The organism is uncultured Devosia sp., from assembly GCF_964244875.1.
Taxonomy (GTDB): Bacteria; Pseudomonadota; Alphaproteobacteria; order Rhizobiales; family Devosiaceae; genus Devosia.
Genome location: NZ_CAXTKA010000003.1, coordinates 131478 through 153346 on the forward strand (window position 1 = coordinate 131478; position 21869 = coordinate 153346).

The window sequence follows — 21869 nt, forward strand, 5'->3', positions numbered from 1 at the left end:
CGGCGCCACGGACCGGCGTTAACCGCCCGGCCGACAGGGAAGCAAATTGGTGCCTGTGTTTGGAGTAGCCCAATGAGCGAAAAAACTGCCCTTACCGAGCTCGCCAACTTCGTCGGCCGCTCCAGCCTCGCCTCGCCCAATCCCAAGACGCACCGCCGCACCGTCGACGGCATTTCCGCCCGCGTGCTGCACCAGCGCCGCACGGTGGGCGAATTGCTCGCCGCCGTCCTGGCCCTATCCGCCCGCACCCGCCGTGTCGTCCAGCCCCCTGTCGCCATCGACCTCGACGTCTTCGCCCCCGGCGGCAAACGCGCCCTACGCATGACCTTCGGTACGCGCTGAGTTTTTGTCCAACGCCAGGCGTTCAGCATCGCTTGAGCGTCCCGCCCCGTTCGAGAGGCAGGCCCACGCCATCTCGACTCCCCGCAACGTCATTCCCGCGCAAGCGGGAACCAGCAAGATAGCTTCGCTCTCACAGAAACGCCGTCGCCTATCGACGCGACCACTCGCCCGGCCAACCCTAAGCCCGCAGCTTGCCCCGAATATCGGTGACATTGTCGATCGTCGGCACGACCGGAGCATTCGGCTTGGCAATCGCCAGCACCGCCCGATTGCGCCCGCTCGCCTTGGCCTCGTACGTCGCGGCATCCGCCTCGTTCAGCAGGTCCTCCAGCACATAGCCGCAGATATCGCTCGAGGCGATCCCGATGCTGACCGTGCAGCGCACCTTTCCGCCCAGCACGTCCACTGTACTGGCCTGGAACGCATCGCAGATCCGGTCTGCTACTGCCTGCGCCTCGCGAATGGTCAGGTCCGGCAACAGGCAGCAGAATTCCTCGCCGCCCATGCGAAAACGAAAGTCGCCCGGCCGCAGGGCCCGGCTCATCACCGCGCCGAATTCGATCAGCACCTTGTCGCCGGCATCGTGACCGAACTTGTCGTTGATCGCCTTGAAGTGATCCAGGTCCAGAATGATCAGCGCCAATGGCGCCCGGTTATGCTTCTGCCGCCGCATCAACCGCTCGGCCTCCGTCGCAAAGGCGCGCCGGTTGGGCAGGCCGGTCAGTGCATCGCTTTCCGCCAGCATCCGCTGTTCGTTTTCGTGGCGTTCCTTGGTCAGGCTGATCATCAGCACCGAAAGGAACAGCGCATGCACGAAGGTCACGAGATTGAAGATCGCCGTGGCCACCGGATGCACCTCCTGGCCCCCCAGGGGAAAAGGCAACAGCGCCACCGCCACGATACGGAACGTGAAGAAAACGCCGCCGGTGATGTGAAAGGCGATGGCGCCAGTGCGCGACGGCAAAAGCTCGTCGCGGCCGCGCCATAATTCCCACGCGCCCAGAAAAAAGAACCCCGCCGCCGGCACCGAGGCGATGACCACCCGCACCCCCAGCAACACCACCGCATCGAACCCTGGAATGATGAACGACGATACCCACAGCACCGGCACCGCCAGCAGCGGCAACCACAGAACACGGCGTCCGCCAAAGACTCGGCTCGCGGTCCACAGACATCCAAAACACAGCAGCAGCAGCGCCGTACCACCGCCCATACTGGCGATGTTGGGAATGCTGTCGCGCTGCGCCATCAGCCACGCAGCCGGCGTGGCCAGCAGATACGCGCCGGCCAGCCAGGTGAACCACGGCGCCTGCCGATCCTGCCGCCGCATATAGACGAACAGCAGGCCCAGCACGCAGATCACCGCGCCCGATGCAATCACCAGTGTGAAGCTGTCGATACCCATGGCGCCCCGCAGGTCCAGTGCCAACGCCGGCCTTTGCGGCCCGGCGTATCGGCTGCCCCGTAACGGCAGCCGGCGGGATCCCCCGGAACCCAACCGCCGCGTACTCTACGGGCCAGTGGTTTCGGCAAGCTGAACAGCCGCCGCCGCATGATAGATAACTTGGCGACGTCGCGCGCCGAAAAGGATCACGCCGATAACCGCATGGCCGTTTCCGCGACCTGGTCGCTATGGCCGGCAATCGGCAGGTTCAGCGCCGCCACCAGGTCGCGATATTCGTTGCGCGCCGCCAGATGCGACACCGAGGACAGCCCCGCCGCCAGTTCGCCTTCCAGCGGATCGAACACCGTCATGCCGATCGAGAACAGCGCCCGGAACACCACGCGCTCGGCAATGCCGTCGGCCACCCGGCACCCGAAGCCAGTCGCGATCTGTTCCAGCGTTGCCTGCACCTGCTTGGCATTGCGAGATGCCAGCATCGAGATGCGGTTGCGCACCAGCACCCAGTCGATCGTCTTGCCATCCATTGACAACCGCTCCGAACGGGCACGCTGCACCAGCCTGGAATAATGACTGGGCTCGATCCGCCCGCCCATCGCGTCCACCCGGGCCAGCACATTGAGGTCGATCAGGCTGTCATTGACCGGGGTCACCAGCGTATCGGCCAACAGATGCGCCACCCGGCTCAGATTGGTGTCGAAGCCCGGCGTGTCGATCACGAGGAAATCGACATTGTTTTCCACCTCCCCGACAGCGCGGCGGAACACGTCGAACTCGGCCTTGGCATTGTCCTTGACCGAGTCGCCCCAGGCCGACGGCAGGTGAAAATGCTTCGGATTGGGAATGGCGAGCTGGCGTTCCTGCGCCCAGGCCCGCCGATTGCGGACATAATGGGTAAAGGTCTGCTGCCGGCTGTCCACGTCGATCGTGGCGACCCGGTAGCCCTGATACATCAGGTAGATCGCCAGATGGAACGCGGTCGTGGATTTGCCCGACCCGCCCTTTTCGTTGCCAACTACAATGACATGCGCACCGGATCGCGCCATCGCCGCCCCCAAATCACGGAACTGTCCGCTACCTCTGCAGACAAGGCAGTTATGGTTAACGCCACGTTAATTCAATGGGTCGGTTAACCCTTTGCCAACGAATTTAATTTTGGCGCTGCCCCGCCGATCCTAGATCAGTCCCAGAACCGCCAGTTCCCGCGCGATCGCCTCGGCCCCCTGGTTGCCGTTGGCCGCCAGGTCCGGCGGTGCATCCGCCAGCGGCAGATAGCGCCAGCCCTGGAACGGCCGCTTGGGATAGGGCACCGTGCGCACCAGCTGCGGGCTCATGATGATGTCGCAATAGGTCTTGCCCTCGGCATCGGTATATTGCGCCAGCCGCAGGATCGGCTGCCGCACGCCGATAGCGCCGGCGATCACCCAATAGATCGACCCCTTGCCCTCCAGTTCGGCGGCGCGGCGCGGCATCATGCGCGTACGATGCACATGTACGTCCTCGCCATAATTGGCGCCCCACCAATGTGCCCGCTCGTTGCGATAGCCTTCGAGCTCCTCGATGCTCGCGACGCCCACGCACAGCTTGACCATGTGGATCATGCCAGAACGCCTCTCCCCACCCGGCCCTGGATCACGTCGATCTCGTCATCGTCCACGATCCAAGGCTCCTTGAGCGCCAGCGCCAGCCATTGCTGGAACGCCGGCAGGCTGTAGATCGCCTCGACATAGCCCGAGAGCATGTCCGAGACCGGCAGCCCATAGGTCCTGATCCGCGTCGCCACCGGCGCGAACATCGCATCGGCTGCGGTAAAGTCCCCGAACAGGAACGGCCCGCCCGATTGCGCCAGCAAGCCGCCCCACAGCGTTTCCAGCCGGTGCAGGTCCTTGGCCACCACGTCGGCCGGAACCTTGCCGGTATGGGAGGCGCGCAGGTTCATCGGCGCATGGCTGCGCAAGGCGGAAAAACCGGAATGCATTTCCGCACTGGCCGCGCGTGCCAGCGCCCGCTGGCGGATATCGGCCGGCCAGATCGCCTTGTCGGCAAATTTGTCGGCCAGGTATTCGATGATAGCGATCGTCTCGGGCACTGCCAGGTCGCCATCGATCAGCACCGGCACCTTGCCGGTTGGGGAACGTCGCGCCAGCACGTCGCGCCACCCCTCGCCTGCAAGCATCAGCACCTCGTCCTCGAACGGAATGTCGAAATGCGCCAGCACCAGCCAGGGCCGCAGCGACCAGGTGGAATAATTGCGATTGCCGATCAGCAGCTTCATCTTTTTTCTCCAGTCAAACAAGAAGGGCGCCCGATGACTGGGCGCCCTTTTTCATTATTGTCAAAGTGAATAACTACCGCGTCTAGACGCCGGCAACCACGGAAAAAACCAGTCCCATCGACAGCAGGCAAACCAGTGTCCAGGTTGCTGACCGCCACATATTGGCCTTCGGTTGGCTTCGCATATGCCGCTCCTTGTAAGCCTTCACTCCGCGGAACTGCCTTTGGTGTCACCCGCACGCAGCACCCGGTATGAAAGCGTTAACTGCGTCATAAATGCTTTGCAAGCGGCAGAGTTGCAACACTCCAAACCGGCCGAAGGCAAAATCGGTCCGGTGGAGCGATTTTAGGTGCGGAGGCCACGAGACCTATGGTCGAGTGGCGACCGGCCGAAGGGCAAATCGCTCCAGTGGAGCGATTTGAAGCGAGAAGGCCATGAGAGCTATGCTCGAGTGGCGACCGGCCTAAGGCAAAATCGCTCCGGTGGAGCGATTTTAGGTGCGGAGGCCATGAGAGCTGCGCTCGAATGGCAAAAGCCTGCCCCCCTCTCACCCCCCAGCCCGCGATCCAAGAACCGACCTCCCCCCGCGCCCTTCCCAAGCCGCGATCACCTTCTCGATATTGCCCTGCGCGTCCCGGTCGGTATGAACCTCGAAATCATAGCGCATGCCCCGGTGGATCGAATGGAAATCCTGCTCAGCGCTACCGACCGGGCGATCCCCTCGCGCCTTCTCCCGCGCAATCAGCAGCGGCAACGGGCAATGCACGCCGACGAAGAACACGTCGAACGGCGCCAGCAGCGCTACCAGCTCGTCCAGCCAGCCCGGTGTGTCCAGGATATGCTCGACCACCAGGTTGTTCCCCGCCGCCGCATAAGCCGCGAGCGAGCGGTGGAACCCGTCAAAAAACGGTGCCCGCGCCGCTTTCCAGTCAAACTCGCGGCTCTTGAATCGATCCATCGGCAAAACGCCGGAATCGCGCAGATGGTCGATGGAAATGTGCCAGAACGGCAAGCCGATTTGCGCCTGTATCCCGCGCGCCAGCGTTGACTTGCCGCTGCTGGACGCGCCATGCACGAAGATGATCTTGCCCGGCTCGATCATCTAGAACAGCCCAAACCACAGCCCGGCAATCCCCAGGAACGCGAAAAATCCCACCATGTCGGTAATCGTGGTCACGAACACCGATGACGACACAGCCGGATCGGCCTTCGCCTTGTCCAGCGCGACCGGGATCAGGATCCCCGCCGTCCCCGCCACGATCAGGTTGATCACCATCGCCATGCCGATGACGACGCCCAATTGCACGTTCCCGAACCGCAATGCCGTCACCAGCCCGATCAGGATGGCGAAGATCACCCCATTGACCACGCCGACCACCATCTCGCGGGTGATCAGCCGGCGCAGCCGTCGCCCATCCAGTTCGCGCATTGCCAGGGCCCGCACCGTCACCGTCATGGTCTGCGTGCCCGCATTGCCGCCCATCGAGGCGACGATAGGCATCAGCACCGCCAGCGCCACCATCTGTTCGATGGTGGCATTGAACAGCCCGATCACCAGCGACACCATAACCGCGGTGACCAGGTTGACCACCAGCCATGGCGTGCGGCTGCGTACCGTATCCAGCGTATTGTCCGAAATGTCCTCGTCGCCGACGCCACCGAGCAGCTTGATGTCCTCGTCGGCCTCTTCATGGATGACGTCCACCATGTCGTCGATGGTCAAGACGCCCACCAGCCGGCCGCTTTCGTCCACCACGCCCACTTCCACCAGATCGTAGCGCTCGAAGTCGCGCGCCGCCTCCTCCTGGTCTTCGCCGGCATCCACCAGGATCACCTGGGCATTCATGATGTCGGCAATACGCGTTTCGCGGCTCGAGCGCAGGAACTTGTCGAGCGGAATGGTGCCCTGCACCTGGTAGCCGGCATCCACGACATAGATCTGGTAGAATTCGTCCGGCAAATCCTGTTCGCGGCGCAGGTAGTCGATCGTTTGCCCCACGCTCCAGAATGGCGGGATGGCGATGAAATCGGTCTGCATCCGCCGCCCGGCGGACTCCTCGGGAAAATCCAGGCTGCGCTTGAGGCTGAGCCGCTCGAATGTCGGCAGTTTGGCCAGGACCTCCTCGCGGTCCTCCTGCTCCAGGTCCTCGAGAATCGCCACCGCGTCATCATTGTCGAGCCCGGCCACGCCCCGCGCAATATCGGCGTTTGGCAGCGCCTCCATCAGTTCGATGCGCACGCTTTCGTCGATTTCGGTCAGCGCCGAATAGTCGAACCGGTCGCCCAGCGCCACGACCAGCGCCAGCCGCTCGTCATGGTCCAGCGATTCCAGCACATCGCCGGTATCGGCCGCGTGCAGCGGCTCCATTACCGCCGCAACGTCGTCGTTCCGCTCCGCTTCCAGATAGGCCCGCAACCGCTCCAGCCAGAGCGCACTGATGCGATCTTCGCTGTCGCGAAGCGTATTGGCATCGATCCCGGTCTCGATTCCGGGTGCAGTATCTGGCTCTGTGCTCATTGGGAGCCCTTTGCGTGTCAAAGGTTTCGGGGGCGCTCCAAGCTGTAGCCAAACCCGTCACGATACACCAGAGCAGCTGTCACATTTCGCTCCGCCTGCCACGCCAAAAACGAGTATTGCAACAGGTTGCCGCCCCACTTTGACAGGCCCGGCGCGCCAAGACAAAGATTGAGTATTTCTCGATGTCGCAAGCTGAACGGCCTATGCCGTCCGCCAGCGCAAGACGTGTCATGCCATCGCCACAGTCATGGCCGGATACGCCGTTTCAGGCCGCCACCGGCGGATCGCCGATAGAACCGCGTTACTGGACGCCCGCCCCCGCTCGCGACCATGATTCTTGCTCCGGCCCGCAACGATTCACCTCCTCCATCGTTATAGCCGCATCTTCGCCTCAATGTGCGTCGACGATCACGACTGCTTGAACTCCGAATCTTGAAAAACAATAAGGTGACATTCATGTCCAAATTTCTGCTTGTGCCCGCTGCGTTCGCCCTTGCCCTGACCCTTGCCGCCTGTGGCGGTGACGCACCGGCCAACTCGACACCGCCGGCCGCAGACACGACGACGACCACCACGACTCCGGCGCCGACCACCCCGGCTCCAACCACGCCGGCGCCCGCGACCACGCCGGCGCCTGATGCAGGCACCATGGCTCCGGCGGCACCCGCCACGCCATAATCGAGCGCCCCGATAGTGTTGTAATTAAAAAGGCCGCCTTTCGGGCGGCCTTTCGTTTGGTCACTCGGCCATGGCGTGGGCCGGATCGATCTTGGCCTTCCGGTCTCCCGGTCGCAGCATGAAGACGATCGGCACCGAGATCAGCGTGACGATCACCATCAGCCAGAAGTCGTCCAGGTAAGCCACCATCGTCGCCTGCTGCGCCACCAGCCCGTCCAGCGTCGCCATGACCTGTCCGCTGGCCGCTCCGGCCTTGCCCAGCATCTGCTGGAAGGCTGGCGAGGTCAAATTGATGCGCTCGCCGAGTTCGGCGTGGTTGACGCTGGCCATTTGCGCCAGCACCGTCGTCACCAGCGAAATGCCGACGCCCGAGCCGACATTGCGCACCAGGCTGAAAAAGCTCGTCGCATCGACCCGGTATTTCGGCGCGATGGTCACGAAGGCCAGGGTCGAGAGCGGCACGAACACCATGCCCAGCCCCAATCCCTGCAACACGCCGCTGATCATGATCGGCGTCTGGTCCATGGTGATGTCGAACCCGGTCATCAGGTAGAACGAATAGGCCGAGATCAGCAGCCCCGCGAACACCAGCGCCCGCGGATCGATCTTGGACATCAGCCGACCCACCAGGATCATCGACACCATGGTGCCAACCCCGCGCGGCGCCATGACGATACCCGTCTCGATCACCGGATAGCCCATCAGCGACTGCAGCAGCGGCGGCAGCAGCGCCAGGCCGGAAAACATGGTGATCCCGACGATGAAGATGAACACCAGCCCGCTGGAAAAATTGCGGTCCTTGAACATCGCCAGGTCGACGAACGGTGTTTCCGCCGTCAGGCAATGCACCACGAAGATCCACATGCCGCTGATCGACGCCAGCAGATACAGCCAGATTTCGATGGAGTTGAACCAGTCCACCACCTGCCCGCGATCCAGCAGCAATTGCATGCATGCAATGCTGAGCGCCAGCATGGCAAACCCGAAAAAGTCGAACCGCCGGATCAGCAGCGTCCCCTTGGGCATCCAGGCAAACAGCGCAGCCATCGCCAGAATCCCGATCGGCAGGTTGACCAGGAACACGGCGCGCCAGTTGAACGTCTCCGTCAGCCACCCGCCCAGCGTTGGCCCGATGATCGGGCCGACCATGATGCCGGCGCCAAAGATCGCCATGGCCTGGCCGATTTTCTCGCGCGGATTGATATCGAGCAGCGTCGATTGCGCCATCGGCACCATGACCGCGCCGCAAATCCCCTGGATCACCCGGAACAGCACCATCTGCGGCAGGCTTTGCGCCAATCCGCACAACAGCGAGGCCAGGGTGAACCCGGCCACCGCGCCCACCATCAGCGTGCGCCGCCCGACCCGGTCGGACACCCACCCCGTCAGCGGCGTCGCGATCGCCGCGGCCACGATATAGGAGGTCAGCACCCAGTTGATCTCGTCCTGCGACGCCCCCAGGCTCGAGCGCATATGCGGCAGCGCCACATTGGCGATGGTGGTGTCGAGCACCTGCATCACCGTCGCCAGCATGATCGCCGCGGTCAACAGGCCCTTGTTCTTGACGATGACCGACGGGGGCGTGTCTGGGGTATCATTAGCCATTTTCAGCGGCTTTCCGCTCTTGTCCAGAGCTCATGCGAACCGTGGCGCTGGTTCTCGCGACCCCGGCGCCACAGCCACTACAACAATTTGTCGAGCGTCGATTTGCCGGTATCCACCGACACCACCGCGCTCATGCCGGCGCGCAGCAACTGCGCATCGCTGCCCTCCTAGAGCCGCACCCGCACGGTGACGCGCTGCGTCACCTTCACCCAATTGCCCGTGGCGTTCTGCGCCGGGATCAGCGCGAATTGCGAGCCCGTCCCGGCCCCGATGCTGTCCACCAGCCCGTGCAGCTTGAGCCCGGGATAGGCATCCACGCTGACATCCACCGGCAGGCCGTCATGCAACCCGTCCAGCTGGGTTTCCTTGAAATTGGCATCGATCCAGGTGTCGTTCGACTTGATCAGGCTGACGATCGTCGTGCCCGTCGCCACGAACTGCCCCACATTGAGGCTCGCCATCTGGCTGATCACGCCCGTCGCCGGCGCCACCACCGTGGTCTTTTGCAGATCGCGCGCCGCCCCGTCGCGTGTCGCCAGTGCCTTGCGCACTGCCGGATGCGTGTCGGTGGCAATCTCGGGATCGCCGGCCAGCGCCGCCACGGCCCCTGCCAGGTCCTGCTGCGCCAGCGCCACCTCCGACTTGGCGCTCTGCAGCGACAGGCTCACATCGTCAAGGCTCGCCGTGGCCGAAACGCCCTGGTTCACCGATGCCTGCTGCCGGTCGAATTCATGCTGGCGCAAATCCAGCGTCTGCTGCGCCGCCGTCAGCTTGGCCTGTGCCGTACCATAGCCGACGCGCAATTGCTCCACGTTGAGCCGCGCCGCCGCCAACCCGGCCTCAGCCTGCTCCAGCGCGATCCGATAGGGTTCGGGATCGATCTTGAACAGCACCGCGCCGGCCGTCACCGCCTGGTTTTCCGCCACGTCGACCTCGGTCACGCGCCCCGCGACATCGGCCGATAGCGACACCTTCACCTGGCTCACATAGGCATTGTCGGTATCGATATAACGCCCGCCGTTGAGATAGAAATATGCCCCTCCGGCCACCAGCAGCAGCGGTACGCCAAACATCAGCGCCGTGCGCCGCGCGCGCTTCTTCTTGGGCTTGGGCTCGACAACGGCCGGCGCCATCACCGGCGTTGCATTGACTTCGACATCGTTTTTCAGGGGAGCGTTCATTGTCCTGCGTCCTTGCCCCGGTCGCCTTGACCGGACAAATTATCAAAAATCGTGTTGAGGATGCGCACTAGAGTTTTCCGGTCCGCTTCCGCAATGCCCTCGAGCATCGTTTCGTGCAATTGTCCGGCTACCGCCTTCATCGCGCTAACCATGTCGGCCACCGGCGGCGTCACGCGCACGATCTTGGCCCGGCTGTCGGCGGGGTCCGGCAGGCGCTCGATCAATCCGCGTGTCTCCAGGAGCCGCAGGATCTTGCTGGTCGTCATCGGATCGGTTTCGATCAGATTGGCCAGCGCCGCCTGCGACAGCGCCCCCGAATGCACCAGTTGCGTCAGCGCCCGCCATTGCGGCAGCGTCATGTCCTGCTGCCGCGCCTGCTGCTCGAACACCCGCCGCATTTGCTTGGTGACCGAAAAGATCAGCTTGCTGATCGGCGCCACATCCGCAAAATCCGCCGTGGGTTTCCAATCCTGTTTCGGGGCATTGTCCTGTTCCATAAGCGCACATATAATAAGTACACTTAGTAAGTCAAGACTCTTCCCCCGGGCCGGCCATGCCGCCGCCGGATATCTGGCTTGCCCGATCCGAAAACAACAAGGCCACCCCGAAGGATGGCCTGTTTCAAAACGACTGGTGCGGTCGAGAAGACTCGAACTTCCACATCTTGCGATACAGCGACCTCAACGCTGCGCGTCTACCAATTCCGCCACGACCGCACGCCATGGTAGGAGCCGCGCCCGGGGGCGAAGCGAGCCAGCATGTAGCAAAGCTGCCTGCCAACCTCAAGCTGATAATCACCGATTTGGCGACAAGCGCCGATCCACCCGACAAAACCCCTCATCCGCCCTTCGGGCACCTTCTCCCACAAGGGGAGAAGGGGGCTCCGTGGATGTCATGAGTGGAGCCAACCCTCGCCCCTTGTGGGACTTGGAGACGGTGGCGAAGCCATAAGACGCTCCAGTGGAGCGGCTTGAGCCGAACAAGGACAGACATTTCTGCCTTCAGCAGAAATGTCAGGGTGAGGGGTTACGGAGCATCCAGTGGCCCACCTAGCCCCGTTTGAACACCTTCTCGGATATCAACACCCGCAGATGCCCCTCCTCCACGCTGACCTCCCCATGCGCCACCAGCGTATTGTTGGCGTAGATCCGCAGCGGGTCGGTCTCGGTGGTATCCAGTTCGATCACCGCACCGCGCCCCATCCGCAGCAGATGGTGGATCGGCATCGTTGTCGCCCCGAGTTCGACGGTGATGTCCACTTCAATATTGTCTAGGGTGTTCATAGATATGTCTGGAACCTTCGCCCGGCGCAGTCGGGATTCATCACGAGCAACAGTCTGGCAACCATGGTTATGGAAGCGTTAACGGCGCCCTCATCGCAGCGCGGTTCAAGCAATAAACTGCTGCGCGCCGACGCGCGGCCCGTAGACTGGATCATTTCGGCCACGCCCGTACCCTACCCCCTGGCGCTTGACGCCATGCGCATCCGCGCCGCCGCCATCGCCGCGGGCGAGGCCGATGAAGCCGTCTGGCTGCTGGAGCATCCGCCCCTTTACACCGCCGGCACCTCCGCCGTCCCCGCCGACCTGCTGTCCGCCCGGTTTCCCGTCTACGACGCCGGCCGCGGCGGCCAATACACCTATCATGGCCCCGGCCAGCGCGTGGCCTACATCATGCTCGACCTGCGTCAGCGCGGCCGCGACATCCGCCTGCTCGTCCAGGGCCTGGAGGCCTGGGTCATCGACACCCTCGCCGCCTTCAACATCCGCGCCGAACGCCGCCCCGGCCGCGTCGGCGTCTGGGTCGCCCGCCCCGACAAAGGCCCAGGCCGCCAAGACAAGATCGCCGCCATCGGCGTGCGCGTCTCCAAATGGGTCACCTTCCACGGCATGTCGCTGAACGTCTCGCCCGACCTCACCCATTACGACGGCATCGTCCCCTGCGGCATCGCCGACCAGGGTGTGACCAGCTTCGAAGACCTCGGCCACCTGGTTTCCCTCCCCGAAGTCGATTCGGTCCTGCGCGAGGTGTTTGAAAGCCAGTTCGGGCCGACGGTAACCGTTTCTGGCGAGTTACACGCCTAGAACGACCGCTTACCTCTCATCCGCCCTTCGGACACCTTTTCCCTCAAGGGGAGAGGGGGGGGCTCCGTGGATAGTCAAGAGTGGAGCCAACCCTCGCCCCTTGAGGGAGAGGGTGGATCGGCCAAAGGCCGAGACGGGTGAGGGGTTCTCCCCGCAAACATTGGACATCGATCAATCCCCCTCCGATTGCCACCAACACCCCAAATGGTGCAGACATGGCAGACCGGCCTGAATCGTGGAGACCGAAATTGACATTGGACGATTTGAAACGCCTCCTCACCCGCCAGACCTTGTTCAAGCTCGATCAGATCATCGCGCCCAAACTGATCTCGATTCTCTACGCGCTGGGCCTGGGCGCCATTCTCCTCTGGGCGGTCAGCCACCTGTTTTTCACTTTCGGCTATGGCTTCGGCACCGGCCTGTGGGGCCTGCTCGAGATCATCGTCTTCGGCCTCTTGTCCCTGATCCTTCTGCGCATCGGCTGCGAAGCCCTGCTGGTCTATTTCAAGACCCACGAATCCAGCGGCGAAAGCGTTAGCCGCTCGCGCTATTCCACCTCTCTGCTCGATGAAGTGCGCGACGCCATCCGCGACCTCGCCGATGACGGCGACGAGGCCGATTATGCCGAGGCCGACGAATACATCACCCCCGCGACCGAACCGGGCCCGCGCTATACGCCGACCCCGCCGCCCCCTGAAATGCCGCGCGCCCCGGCCACCGAACCCGGCGAAGTGTTCAAGCCCAAGCGTACCGCCAAGCGCACCCCGCCCACCCCGCGCACATGACGAAGCCGCCGCGACCGGGTCGCGACGGCTCTCTAGATTGCGCGCGCAGTCTTATTTCTTGTTGACGCTCCAGTCGCCCGGACCCGCAAACACCAGGTAACCGAAGACGAAGCAGAACAGGATGGCGGCGTCGCCCATATTGGCCACCGGCCAGAAGCCGCCCATGCCGACATGCACCATCCAATAGGCAACTGCCATCATGCCGCACAGGACAAACGCGGCGATGCGCGTGAAGAAGCCGACCAGGATCAGCAGGCCGCCGATGACTTCGAGCAGGCCGGCGACCAGCATCAAAGTTTCCTGGCCCGCCATGGCCTGAGCCGGGACGGGAAAGCCGAACAGCTTTTGTGTTCCATGCTCGATGAACAAGAGAGCGGCCACGATACGAAGCACCGCGAGGGCCTGCGGCGCATAAACGGAGAGACGGTCGAACATTGAGTGAGCCTCCAATGGGTTAAAGCGGCGCCCCCTCAACTGACGCTCCGCCACCTCACCCACTAGCGTACGCCTTTGCAACCGATAACCGCAACATAGCGACCACACTGTTCACTAAACAGCCTTCACTCCCGCCTGCCCGCCACTCAGCTCAGGTCAGCTTCACGACAGGCACATTGCGTAACCATCAGATTTTCTGTATGACGCGCGCAATCCTCCAGCATCGGAATATCCGCTCACATGAGCCAAGCGCCAAAAATTGGCCTCGTCAGCCTCGGCTGCCCCAAAGCCCTTGTCGATAGCGAACGCATCATGACCACGCTGCGCGCCCAGGGCTATTCGTTCAGCCGCGACTATGCCGGGGCCGATATCGTTCTGGTCAACACCTGCGGCTTCCTCGATTCGGCCAAGCAGGAATCGCTCGAGGCCATCGGCGAGGCCCTGGCTGAGAACGGCCGCGTCATCGTCACCGGCTGCCTGGGTGTCGAGGAAGAACTGATCCGCCAGACCCATCCCTCCGTGCTCGCGATTTCCGGCCCGCATCAATACGAGAACGTCGTCAATGCCGTTCATGAGCACTTGCCGCCGGTGCCCAATCGCTTCGTCGACCTCGTGCCCGAACAGGGCCTCAAGCTGACTCCGCGCCACTACGCCTATCTCAAGATTTCCGAAGGCTGCAACAATCGCTGCTCCTTCTGCATCATTCCCCAGATCCGGGGCGATCTCGCCTCGCGTCCGGCCGCCGGCATTCTGGGCGAGGCCGAAGGCCTGATCCGCGGCGGCGTCAAGGAGTTGCTGGTCATCTCCCAGGATACCAGTGCCTATGGCGTCGATATCCGCTACGCCGAATCCAATTATCGCGGCCGCCCGGTCAAGGCCAGGTTCTATGACCTGGCCAAGGAACTCGGCCAGCTCGGCGCCTGGGTCCGCCTGCATTACGTTTATCCCTATCCCCATGTCGATCAGGTCATGGAACTCATGGCCGAAGGCCTGGTCCTGCCCTATCTCGACATTCCCTTCCAGCACGCTTCGCCCAAGGTGCTCAAGGCCATGCGCCGGCCCGCCCATCAGGACAAGACGCTGAACCGCATCCTGAACTGGCGCCAGCAGGTGCCCGACCTCACCGTGCGTTCCAACTTCATCGTCGGCTTCCCCGGCGAAACCGAAGATGATTTCGAAATGATGCTCGACTTCATCGAAGAAGCCGAGATCGACCGTGCCGGTTGCTTCAAATACGAGCCTGTCACCGGCGCCCCTGCCAATGACCTCGATGGCATCTTGCCCGACGATATCGCCCAGGACCGCTTCGAGCGCCTGATGGAAGTCGCCCAAAACGTCTCCGCCGGCCAGCTCGCCAAAAAAGTCGGCCGCACCATCCAGGTTCTGGTCGATGATGTTCAGCCCGATGCCAACAAGGCCATCGCCCGCTCCAAATGGGACGCCCCCGACATCGACGGCCAGGTCATCATCTCCCACGCCACCGGCATCAAGCCCGGCGACCTGATCGACGTCAAAGTCACCTCCAGCGACGAATACGACCTCTTCGCCACCCCCATCACCGCCCTGAACTAGCCTATCCCCCAAGGCTCCTGCCAAAACCCCCAGTCGACACCGCTCTGCCGAGGCAGAGGGCTATCGCCTACTATGGCCAAGGCTCCTGCCAAAAAGCCCCAGTCAATACCTCCCCCTCCCAGGGGGAGGATCAAGGTGGGGGTTGACCGGCCCCCAATTCAGCCTCCCCAGCCAAAACCACCCCCACCCTCACCCCCTAACGCAGGGCGGTGAGGCATCCGATGCCGCCCACCCTCAACCCCCGCAGGACATCCCCACTACGCCGCCCCCAGCCCACGCCGCCTCTGCCACCCCGTCAGGCGATCGCGGCCGGCCAGTTTGGCGTCATACATCGCCTGGTCGGCCCGCCGCACCAGCACCGCCGCGCTGCGGGGATGCTCGCCGGGTCCATAACAGGCCAGTCCGACGCTGGCGGTGACAATGCCTTTTTCGCTGGCGCCATGTGGCAGGGCCAGCGCCCGCACCGCCTTGAGGAACGCATCGGCGATGAAGAACGCCCCGTCCTCGTCGGTTTCGGGCAGGATCGCCACGAATTCCTCGCCACCATAGCGCGCTACCACATCGCCGGGTCGCTTCAGGATGTGCTTGAATTGCGCGCTGACCGCCTGCAGGCACACGTCCCCGGCTTGATGGCCATAATGGTCGTTGAACGCCTTGAACCGGTCGATATCCATCAGCAACAGGCTGATCCAGCCATTCTCGCGGCTGCTGCGTGCCAGTTCGATATCCAGCGCCTCGTCGAAAGCGCGCCGGTTCAACAGCCCGGTCAGGCCGTCGGTCACCACCTGGTGCTGCAATTGCTCGGTCAGCTCCAGAAGGCTGGTTTCGGCCTGCTTGATCTTGGTGATATCCGAGACCACCACCATGCAGGCGCCGTCGCCGGACGGATTGGTGCGCACATGCAGCCAACGACCGTCGAACAGGTGCACTTCTTCCTCGCTGGCAATCTTCATGTCGGCAACGATGCCGCCGATCCAGCCTTCCACGTTCTCGCGGGGGATGTTGAGCTGCTCGCCCCGCGCCGCCGCCGCCTCGAGCATTTCGCGGATCGACATGCCGGGCACGCGAACGTCCTTGGTCAAGGGAAAGCTGGCGCGATATTGCTCGTTGCAAAACACCAGCCGCCCATCGCTGTCGAACATGGCAACGCCGTCAGCCATTTGCGCCATTGCATAAGTTAGTTGCCGCTGGCTTTCCTCCAGCGCCACCATCAACGTGTGCCGTTCGGTCACGTCACGATTGTGGGTGATAATCCCGGCCGGTGCGCCTTGGTCGTCGAACAGGGGCACCTTGAGTGTCGATAGCCATTTCGGGTTGCCATCCAGATTGGGCAGCTTCTGTTCGGTTCGAACCTGGACGCCCCCCGCGATGATCTCGAGTTCATCCTGTCGAAACCGGCTGGCGACCGGCGGCGCGTAAAAGTCGGCGTCGGTCTTGCCGATCAGGTCCGCCGCGCTTTGGGCCTGCATCAATGCCGCCGTCGCCGGATTGGCAGCAATGAAGCGGCCCTCGGCGTCCTTGACATTCAGGCTGTCCGGCAGCGACTCCATGATGTCGCGATAGGCCTGGTTTTCCCGCATCGTCGCGCGCCGTCTCTGTTCATGCAGCAGCGCCAGACCGGCAACCAGGCTGCAGACAAAGTGCACGATCGCGCTTGGCACCGCGAAATGTTCCACCGCGACGCTGCGCAATTGTGCCGGCAGCAGCGCGGCCAGGACAATGCCGCTCCCGCCCACCAACAATGCCATCGCCATGATATCACTGCCCCGCAGCCTCCGCCGACGCACGACCGTATACAGCGCCACGCCCCACAGGATCGCCAGGGTTATGCCTGTATAGCCGACCCAGACCCCCGCACCGCCCATGGACGCGCGAAACAGCAGTGCCATCACCCCGGCCAGCCCGCCGCCGATCGGTCCGCCGAACAATCCGGCCGTCGAGATCAGCGTGGTGCGCAGATCGAAGAACACGCCGTCCATCGGGCTGAACGTCGACAGCATCGTTGCTATTGCCCCAAGCCCGAACAGCATCCCCAGGATGGCCGAGCGCGCCACGGGCGGCCACCGGTCCACCACGGCCTGCGCATAGGTCCACGCGGCGACGACGACCGTCACCACCGCCATATTCGCCATCAGCCCCGTCCAAATCGGATACATGCGTGCCGGTCACCGTCCAACAATCCTTACCGAAGTTCGACTTTCTCACCGTCGCGCTAAGGAATGCTTACGGTTTTCTCCCGATCTTGTGGCAGCCGGGCCGAGCCCGCGCCAACGCCGGGCCCCCTTGAGCAGCCAGCCCTTGCCGAGTAAGTCTCTGCCACCCCCCAAATGGTGACGCCCGTGCACACGACCCACGCCATCCCCCTGCCCGGCCACCGCACCCTCACGCTGGGCCCCCGGCCCACACTCATGGGCATTCTCAACGTCACCCCCGACAGCTTCTCCGACGGCGGCGAGCACGCCCGCCTCGATGCCGCCATCGCCCATGCCCGTGCCATGATCGCCGAGGGCGCTGACATCATCGACATCGGCGGCGAAAGCACCCGCCCCGGGGCCACCCCCGTCTCCACCCAGGACGAACTCGATCGCGTCATTCCCGTCATCGAGGCCCTGATTGCCACCGGCGTCACCACCCCCATTTCCATCGACACCTACAAGCCCCTCGTCGCCGATCAGGCCATCCAGGCGGGCGCCAGCATCGTCAACGACGTCCACGGCCTGCAAGGCGCCCCCGAAATGGCCGACATCGCCGCCCTCCATGGCGTCCCGGTCATCGCCATGCACTGGGACAAGGCGCGCGACCTCACCAGGCCCATCGCCGACGAAGTCCGTCGCTACTTCGAGATCACCATCGCCATCGCCGAGCGCGCGGGCATCGAGCGGGCAAATCTCATCCTCGATCCCGGTTTCGGTTTCGCCAAGGCGCTAAGCGACAACTATGCGATGCTCAACGCTACCCAAACGTTAGCCAAAGGGGGCTATCCGCTACTGATCGGCACCTCGCGCAAATCCATGATCGGCAAACTGCTCGGCAACGACCCCCACGATCGCCTCGCCGGCACCATCGCCACCACCGTTATGGCCTATGCCCAGGGCGCGCACATCTTTCGCGTGCACGATATCCGCCCCAACCGCGATGCCCTTCGCGTTGCCCAGGCAACCCTGTATGGTCCCCCCGAAACCTGAGGTGAAGCCATGGCCACTCCCTATACCGGCGACCGTATCATCTTGAAAGATTTAGGCTTTTACGGCTACCATGGCCTGATGACCGAGGAAAAGGCGCTCGGCCAGCGATTCTTCATCGATCTGGAATGCGGCGTCGATCTGGCCGCTTCCGCCGCCACCGACCAGATCAGCCAGACGGTCTCCTACGCCACCATTTACGACGTCGTCAAAGCCGCCTTCGAAGGCCGCCGCATGCACCTCATCGAGGCCGTCGCCCACAATATCATCAGCGCGATCTTCGATGCTTTTCAAGAGGTTGACTGGGTTATCCTGCGCGTCCGCAAGCCCGAGGCGCCCATCGCCATGGTGCGCGGCGAAGCCGCCATCGAGCTCCACCGCGTCCGGCCCTGACCCACAATGGCCACTGCCTGGCTCAGCCTCGGCGCCAATATCGGCGATCCACCGGCCCAACTCGCCGATGCCATCCGCCGCATCACCGCTCACACCGATGTCGCCCTTCTTGCCCGGTCCACCCTGCTCATCACCAAGCCTTGGGGCAAGACCGACCAACCCGATTTCGCCAACCTGGCCATCGGCATATCCACGAACCTTGATCCACTGGATTTACTGGCTTATCTGCAATCGATCGAGCTCGCCATGGGCCGCGAGCGCATCGAACTCTGGGGCCCGCGCTTGATCGATATCGACATTATCGCCTATGACCGGCTGGAGCTGGTCTCCCCCCGGCTGACTGTGCCGCACCCCCACGCCCACGAACGCGACTTCGTGCTCGATCCACTGCGCCAGATCGCCCCCGGCACCGCCGCCTGGCTCATCGCCCGTAAACGCTAATTGCGTAGACACTCCAACACATCGGCAGCCGTATCGAACTCGCGCCGACGCACCGCCCGCCGCGCCGCAGCCTCCTCGTCCTGTCCCCAAAACCCGATCTGGTGATCTTCGTCCACATGCGCCGCCGTCCACACATGGTCGCGCGTGAACAGCCCATGCAACAGCCCGATCGCCAGCAGCCCCGATCCGGTCAGTCCGGTGATCGACACCATCGCCGTCATCGCCAGCAGCCCCTGCTCCTGCAGCCCGTCCCCCAGTCGCGCTAGCGTTGCCGCCGGCTGCGGCTGGTGGATAATCCCGATAGTGGGTTGAAAGCGCACGCCAAAATGCCGCGCCAACGCTACCAGCGCCTGGTCCCAGATCGCCTCCTGATCGTCCACCAGTGCCTGCGGGCCCTCTGCCCGATACAGCAGCGCGTCATTGCCGGCAAACTTCAGCACCTCGTCGCGAAATGCCGGCACCATCGCCTCCCCGCTCTCCAGCGCCGAGTTGATCAGCCGCACCATCGGCATCCCGGCCGGATCGACATGGCCCCCCTGCGCCGACCATTCCGCCGCCATCGTCGTGGCGATGTCCGCCACCGGCACCACCACGGCAATTTTCTTGCCCGGCGTCTTCACCACCCGCCCGTCCAGCGTGACGGTAAACCCGCCTGCCACCGGCGCCACCGCGACACCCTTGTAAAGTCGCTTTGGCAAATCGGTATTGGTGCGGTGCTGCGCCCGTCCATAGCCATCGTCGCGGTGCTGGTGCGCGTCTTCGAGTTGATCACGCATCGCCTGCCTCCAATACCGTGTGGATCGCCGCGTCCAGTTCACTATAATTCGTGATGACGATGTCGGCTCCCGCCGCCACCAGTTCGTGCGGCTCATGATAGCCCCATGCTACGCCGATCGCCTTGGCGCCCGCCGCCTTGCCCATCTCGATGTCGAACGTCGTGTCGCCCACCATGATGGTGTCGCTCGCCACCGCGCCGGTCTCGCTCATCGCCCGGTGCATCATGCCCGGATGCGGCTTGGACGGATTGTGATCAGGCGTTTGCAGCGTCACGAAATAGCTTTCGATCCGGTGCAGCGCCAAGATCCGCTGCACCCCGTTGAGCCCCTTGCCGGTGGCAATCCCCAATTGCGTATCGGGCCACAGCCGCAGCCGTTCGAGCGCGTCCAGTGCCCCCGGAAACATCCCCTCGCGCCCATTGTCCGTCACCACCGAGGCGCGGTAGTGGCTCTTGTAGCTCTCCACCAGGCGCTCGATCAGCCCCGCGTCATCCCGCTTCGCCAGCCGCGCCAGTGCTACCGGCAGCGACAGCCCAATGACCCGCCGCGACTCCGCCGCCGTCGGCTCCGGCAGGCCCGCCCCGGCGAACGTGGCCGCCATATGCTCGCTGATCAGCGCTTGTGTATCGATGAGCGTACCGTCCATGTCGAACATGACCAGCGTCATGCGCCCTCCTCCTCCGGATCCTGGCTCTGAATGTCGTAGCGATCCGGATCGAACCCCAGCGCGTCGAAGCTTTGCCGCATATGGGCCGGCAGCGGCGCCGAAATATCCAGCCGCTTGTTGCCCCGCAATGGCAGCGCGATACGGCGCGCATGCAGGTGCAAGCCCTCGCCCAGGCCCGGCGCGCCCTGCCAGTTCTCGATGTTGAAATACCGTGGATCCCCGATGATCGGCGTCCCTAGCTGCGCCATGTGCACGCGCAACTGGTGCGTCCGCCCCGTCACCGGCTTCAGCGTCACCCAGGCGAAGCGCCGGCTGGCCGTGTCGGTCGTTGAATAATAACTGGTCGAATGCTGCGCCCCCGGCGTACCATTCTTGACCACCACGACCTGCTCGCCGCCATCGATCCCACTCTGCTTAGCGAGGAAACACGAAATCTCGCCCTGCAGCGGATGCGGATTGCCCGCCACCACCGCCCAATAGATTTTGCGCGCCGAGCGCGAGCGAAACACCGTCCCGAAATGACTTGCCGCCGCATGGGTCTTGGCCACCACCAGGCATCCCGACGTGTCCCGGTCCAGCCGGTGCACCAGCCGGGGCGGCTCGCCCTTCTTGTTGGGCAAGCTTTTGAGCATGCCATCCAGGTGCCGATAGGTCCCGCTGCCGCCCTGCACCGCCAGCCCGCTCGGCTTGTTGAACACGTAGATGTCGTCGTCCTCGTAAAGGATCAGGTCGCGCAGGAAATCGGCATCCTCGTCGCGCACCTTGACCGGCTTGACCGTTTCGGGATCGTCGATCGGCGGAATGCGCACGGTCTGGCCAGGCGCCAGCCTGGTGCTCGTGGTCACCTTGGCCTTGTCGACCTTGACCTCGCCGTTGCGGATCAGCTTTTGCAGCCGCCCAAAGCCGAGCTGGGGAAAATGGTGCGCGAACCACCGGTCCAGCCGCATCCCGTCTTCTTCCTGGCTCACCAGGCGCTGTTGAACCGCACTCATCCGGGCAGGCCTCTCGTCACCAAAAGCCCCAGATATAGGGCGGGCACCGAAATCACAACCGACAACACCACATAGAGCCCGGCCTGCCAGGCTTCGCCCCGCTCAATCAGGGTGATCGTATCGAGCGAAAACGAGGAAAATGTCGTGAAGCCGCCCAGCACCCCCACGGCCAAAAACAGCCGCCCCTCCGCCGCCCAGTTCGGCATCGCCTTGGCCAGCCAGCCGACGAGCAAGCCCATGGCCAACGAGCCGATGACATTGATCAACAGCGTCGCCAGCGGAAAGCTTGCTAGCCAGAGCTTCCCCACCAGCAGCGAAAACCCGTAGCGCGCCATGGCGCCGATTCCGCCGCCCACGCCCACCAACACAAATGCCTGCACGATCCTTACCTCGTCTATTTCATTCCCCCGCGTCCATTTTTTTAGGGGGGGAAGAGCGGGCCCCGGACGAGATCCGGGCCAACCCTATCGCCTCCTGCCCAGGCTCGAGCCAAAACACCTCAGTCAACACCTCCCCCTTCCAGGGGGAGGCGTCGACTGAG

The 21869-nt window shown here is 63.6% G+C and carries 24 protein-coding genes and 1 tRNA gene; 8 read left to right on the forward strand and 17 right to left on the reverse strand.

Features of this window, described 5'->3' with window-relative positions; translation table 11 throughout:
• The first annotated feature begins 72 nt into the window (after positions 1–72).
• On the forward strand, positions 73–342 hold the full coding sequence (locus ACFE8X_RS05325; protein ID WP_375450411.1) for a hypothetical protein: 270 nt from the start codon (positions 73–75) through the stop codon (positions 340–342).
• 178 nt (positions 343–520) lie between these two features.
• Here ACFE8X_RS05325 and ACFE8X_RS05330 read toward each other — a convergent pair whose 3' ends face one another.
• From ACFE8X_RS05330 to mgtE, 6 genes are all read right to left on the reverse strand, one after another.
• Positions 521–1771 (reverse strand): GGDEF domain-containing protein, encoded by a 1251-nt coding sequence (locus ACFE8X_RS05330; protein WP_375450412.1) that lies wholly within the window; start codon positions 1769–1771, stop codon positions 521–523.
• Positions 1772–1932: 161 nt separating this feature from the next.
• A complete protein-coding gene (locus ACFE8X_RS05335; RefSeq protein ID WP_375450413.1) occupies positions 1933–2790 on the reverse strand; it encodes a division plane positioning ATPase MipZ in 858 nt (285 codons plus the stop codon).
• 129 nt (positions 2791–2919) lie between these two features.
• Complete coding sequence (locus ACFE8X_RS05340) at positions 2920–3345, reverse strand: DUF1489 family protein (protein ID WP_375450414.1); 426 nt, start codon at positions 3343–3345, stop codon at positions 2920–2922.
• Complete coding sequence (locus ACFE8X_RS05345; protein ID WP_375450415.1) at positions 3342–4019, reverse strand: glutathione S-transferase family protein; 678 nt, start codon at positions 4017–4019, stop codon at positions 3342–3344. The genes ACFE8X_RS05340 and ACFE8X_RS05345 overlap by 4 nt, the downstream gene beginning before the upstream one ends.
• 547 nt (positions 4020–4566) lie before the next feature.
• Positions 4567–5121, reverse strand: coding sequence for a chloramphenicol phosphotransferase CPT family protein (locus ACFE8X_RS05350; RefSeq protein ID WP_375450416.1), 555 nt, complete (start codon positions 5119–5121; stop codon positions 4567–4569).
• Positions 5122–6537 carry a magnesium transporter gene (mgtE, locus tag ACFE8X_RS05355; RefSeq protein ID WP_375450417.1) on the reverse strand — a complete coding sequence of 472 codons (1416 nt, stop codon included), beginning with the start codon at positions 6535–6537 and terminating at the stop codon, positions 5122–5124.
• 456 nt (positions 6538–6993) lie between these two features.
• Here mgtE and ACFE8X_RS05360 point away from each other — a divergent pair, with 456 nt between their 5' ends.
• Positions 6994–7215 carry a hypothetical protein gene (locus ACFE8X_RS05360; protein ID WP_375450418.1) on the forward strand — a complete coding sequence of 74 codons (222 nt, stop codon included), beginning with the start codon at positions 6994–6996 and terminating at the stop codon, positions 7213–7215.
• A 60-nt stretch (positions 7216–7275) separates the two neighbouring features.
• On the opposite strand, the gene ACFE8X_RS05365 is transcribed toward ACFE8X_RS05360, so the two are convergent.
• The 5 genes from ACFE8X_RS05365 to ACFE8X_RS05385 form a co-directional block, all read right to left on the reverse strand.
• Complete coding sequence (locus tag ACFE8X_RS05365) at positions 7276–8820, reverse strand: DHA2 family efflux MFS transporter permease subunit (protein WP_375450419.1); 1545 nt, start codon at positions 8818–8820, stop codon at positions 7276–7278.
• 167 nt (positions 8821–8987) lie between these two features.
• On the reverse strand, positions 8988–10001 hold the full coding sequence (locus ACFE8X_RS05370) for an HlyD family secretion protein (protein ID WP_375450420.1): 1014 nt from the start codon (positions 9999–10001) through the stop codon (positions 8988–8990).
• A complete protein-coding gene (locus tag ACFE8X_RS05375) occupies positions 9998–10498 on the reverse strand; it encodes a MarR family winged helix-turn-helix transcriptional regulator (protein WP_375450421.1) in 501 nt (166 codons plus the stop codon). Before ACFE8X_RS05375 ends, ACFE8X_RS05370 begins: the two co-directional genes overlap by 4 nt.
• A gap of 134 nt (positions 10499–10632) precedes the next feature.
• Positions 10633–10717: transfer RNA gene (locus ACFE8X_RS05380), tRNA-Leu, on the reverse strand.
• A 333-nt stretch (positions 10718–11050) separates the two neighbouring features.
• Positions 11051–11284, reverse strand: a complete 234-nt coding sequence (locus tag ACFE8X_RS05385) for a FliM/FliN family flagellar motor switch protein (RefSeq protein ID WP_375450422.1) — start codon at positions 11282–11284, stop codon at positions 11051–11053.
• Positions 11285–11347: 63 nt separating this feature from the next.
• Between ACFE8X_RS05385 and lipB the strand changes: the two genes are divergently transcribed.
• Together lipB and ACFE8X_RS05395 are read left to right on the forward strand one after the other, a co-directional pair.
• A complete protein-coding gene (lipB, locus tag ACFE8X_RS05390; RefSeq protein WP_375450423.1) occupies positions 11348–12085 on the forward strand; it encodes a lipoyl(octanoyl) transferase LipB in 738 nt (245 codons plus the stop codon).
• A gap of 248 nt (positions 12086–12333) precedes the next feature.
• Entirely contained in the window at positions 12334–12870 is a 537-nt protein-coding gene (locus tag ACFE8X_RS05395; RefSeq protein WP_375450424.1) for a DUF4282 domain-containing protein, read from the forward strand.
• A 51-nt stretch (positions 12871–12921) separates the two neighbouring features.
• On the opposite strand, the gene ACFE8X_RS05400 is transcribed toward ACFE8X_RS05395, so the two are convergent.
• A complete protein-coding gene (locus ACFE8X_RS05400) occupies positions 12922–13305 on the reverse strand; it encodes a DoxX family protein (protein WP_375450425.1) in 384 nt (127 codons plus the stop codon).
• A 240-nt stretch (positions 13306–13545) separates the two neighbouring features.
• On the opposite strand from ACFE8X_RS05400, the gene rimO reads away from it, so the two are divergent.
• The gene (gene rimO, locus ACFE8X_RS05405; RefSeq protein ID WP_375450426.1) at positions 13546–14877 is read left to right on the forward strand and encodes a 30S ribosomal protein S12 methylthiotransferase RimO; all 1332 of its coding nucleotides are present in this window, start codon (positions 13546–13548) and stop codon (positions 14875–14877) included.
• 257 nt (positions 14878–15134) lie between these two features.
• Here rimO and ACFE8X_RS05410 read toward each other — a convergent pair whose 3' ends face one another.
• Positions 15135–17009: a diguanylate cyclase gene (locus tag ACFE8X_RS05410; RefSeq protein ID WP_375450427.1), complete on the reverse strand. Its 1875-nt coding sequence runs from the start codon at positions 17007–17009 to the stop codon at positions 15135–15137.
• Positions 17010–17216: 207 nt separating this feature from the next.
• On the opposite strand from ACFE8X_RS05410, the gene folP reads away from it, so the two are divergent.
• Genes folP through folK form a run of 3 tightly spaced genes read left to right on the forward strand, consistent with a single transcriptional unit; the run spans position 17217 to position 18893 of the window.
• Positions 17217–18062 (forward strand): dihydropteroate synthase, encoded by an 846-nt coding sequence (gene folP / locus ACFE8X_RS05415; RefSeq protein ID WP_375450428.1) that lies wholly within the window; start codon positions 17217–17219, stop codon positions 18060–18062.
• 9 nt (positions 18063–18071) lie between these two features.
• Positions 18072–18452: a dihydroneopterin aldolase gene (folB, locus tag ACFE8X_RS05420; RefSeq protein WP_375450429.1), complete on the forward strand. Its 381-nt coding sequence runs from the start codon at positions 18072–18074 to the stop codon at positions 18450–18452.
• Positions 18453–18458: 6 nt separating this feature from the next.
• On the forward strand, positions 18459–18893 hold the full coding sequence (gene folK, locus ACFE8X_RS05425) for a 2-amino-4-hydroxy-6-hydroxymethyldihydropteridine diphosphokinase (RefSeq protein ID WP_375450430.1): 435 nt from the start codon (positions 18459–18461) through the stop codon (positions 18891–18893).
• Here folK and ACFE8X_RS05430 read toward each other — a convergent pair.
• From ACFE8X_RS05430 to crcB, 4 genes are read right to left on the reverse strand one after another with little or no spacing between them, the layout of a single operon-like run.
• Positions 18890–19669: an ATP12 family chaperone protein gene (locus ACFE8X_RS05430; protein WP_375450431.1), complete on the reverse strand. Its 780-nt coding sequence runs from the start codon at positions 19667–19669 to the stop codon at positions 18890–18892. The genes folK and ACFE8X_RS05430 overlap by 4 nt on opposite strands.
• On the reverse strand, positions 19662–20336 hold the full coding sequence (locus ACFE8X_RS05435; RefSeq protein ID WP_375450432.1) for an HAD-IA family hydrolase: 675 nt from the start codon (positions 20334–20336) through the stop codon (positions 19662–19664). Before ACFE8X_RS05435 ends, ACFE8X_RS05430 begins: the two co-directional genes overlap by 8 nt.
• Complete coding sequence (locus ACFE8X_RS05440; protein WP_375450433.1) at positions 20333–21328, reverse strand: RluA family pseudouridine synthase; 996 nt, start codon at positions 21326–21328, stop codon at positions 20333–20335. The genes ACFE8X_RS05435 and ACFE8X_RS05440 overlap by 4 nt, the downstream gene beginning before the upstream one ends.
• On the reverse strand, positions 21325–21708 hold the full coding sequence (crcB, locus tag ACFE8X_RS05445; protein WP_375450434.1) for a fluoride efflux transporter CrcB: 384 nt from the start codon (positions 21706–21708) through the stop codon (positions 21325–21327). Before crcB ends, ACFE8X_RS05440 begins: the two co-directional genes overlap by 4 nt.
• Between the last annotated feature and the right edge of the window lie 161 nt (positions 21709–21869).

Bases quoted from the DNA above. Each gene is read 5' to 3' on its own strand.
- ACFE8X_RS05325 (WP_375450411.1), top strand. From the start codon at position 73: ATGAGCGAAAAAACTGCCCTTACCGAGCTCGCCAACTTCGTCGGCCGC.
- ACFE8X_RS05335 (WP_375450413.1), bottom strand. From the start codon at position 2,790: ATGGCGCGATCCGGTGCGCATGTCATTGTAGTTGGCAACGAAAAGGGC.
- ACFE8X_RS05340 (WP_375450414.1), bottom strand. From the start codon at position 3,345: ATGATCCACATGGTCAAGCTGTGCGTGGGCGTCGCGAGCATCGAGGAG.
- ACFE8X_RS05345 (WP_375450415.1), bottom strand. From the start codon at position 4,019: ATGAAGCTGCTGATCGGCAATCGCAATTATTCCACCTGGTCGCTGCGG.
- ACFE8X_RS05350 (WP_375450416.1), bottom strand. From the start codon at position 5,121: ATGATCGAGCCGGGCAAGATCATCTTCGTGCATGGCGCGTCCAGCAGC.
- mgtE (WP_375450417.1), bottom strand. From the start codon at position 6,537: ATGAGCACAGAGCCAGATACTGCACCCGGAATCGAGACCGGGATCGAT.
- ACFE8X_RS05360 (WP_375450418.1), top strand. From the start codon at position 6,994: ATGTCCAAATTTCTGCTTGTGCCCGCTGCGTTCGCCCTTGCCCTGACC.
- ACFE8X_RS05365 (WP_375450419.1), bottom strand. From the start codon at position 8,820: ATGGCTAATGATACCCCAGACACGCCCCCGTCGGTCATCGTCAAGAAC.
- ACFE8X_RS05370 (WP_375450420.1), bottom strand. From the start codon at position 10,001: ATGAACGCTCCCCTGAAAAACGATGTCGAAGTCAATGCAACGCCGGTG.
- ACFE8X_RS05375 (WP_375450421.1), bottom strand. From the start codon at position 10,498: ATGGAACAGGACAATGCCCCGAAACAGGATTGGAAACCCACGGCGGAT.
- ACFE8X_RS05385 (WP_375450422.1), bottom strand. From the start codon at position 11,284: ATGAACACCCTAGACAATATTGAAGTGGACATCACCGTCGAACTCGGG.
- lipB (WP_375450423.1), top strand. From the start codon at position 11,348: ATGGTTATGGAAGCGTTAACGGCGCCCTCATCGCAGCGCGGTTCAAGC.
- ACFE8X_RS05400 (WP_375450425.1), bottom strand. From the start codon at position 13,305: ATGTTCGACCGTCTCTCCGTTTATGCGCCGCAGGCCCTCGCGGTGCTT.
- rimO (WP_375450426.1), top strand. From the start codon at position 13,546: ATGAGCCAAGCGCCAAAAATTGGCCTCGTCAGCCTCGGCTGCCCCAAA.
- ACFE8X_RS05410 (WP_375450427.1), bottom strand. From the start codon at position 17,009: ATGGCGAATATGGCGGTGGTGACGGTCGTCGTCGCCGCGTGGACCTAT.
- folB (WP_375450429.1), top strand. From the start codon at position 18,072: ATGGCCACTCCCTATACCGGCGACCGTATCATCTTGAAAGATTTAGGC.
- folK (WP_375450430.1), top strand. From the start codon at position 18,459: ATGGCCACTGCCTGGCTCAGCCTCGGCGCCAATATCGGCGATCCACCG.
- ACFE8X_RS05430 (WP_375450431.1), bottom strand. From the start codon at position 19,669: ATGCGTGATCAACTCGAAGACGCGCACCAGCACCGCGACGATGGCTAT.
- ACFE8X_RS05435 (WP_375450432.1), bottom strand. From the start codon at position 20,336: ATGACGCTGGTCATGTTCGACATGGACGGTACGCTCATCGATACACAA.
- ACFE8X_RS05440 (WP_375450433.1), bottom strand. From the start codon at position 21,328: ATGAGTGCGGTTCAACAGCGCCTGGTGAGCCAGGAAGAAGACGGGATG.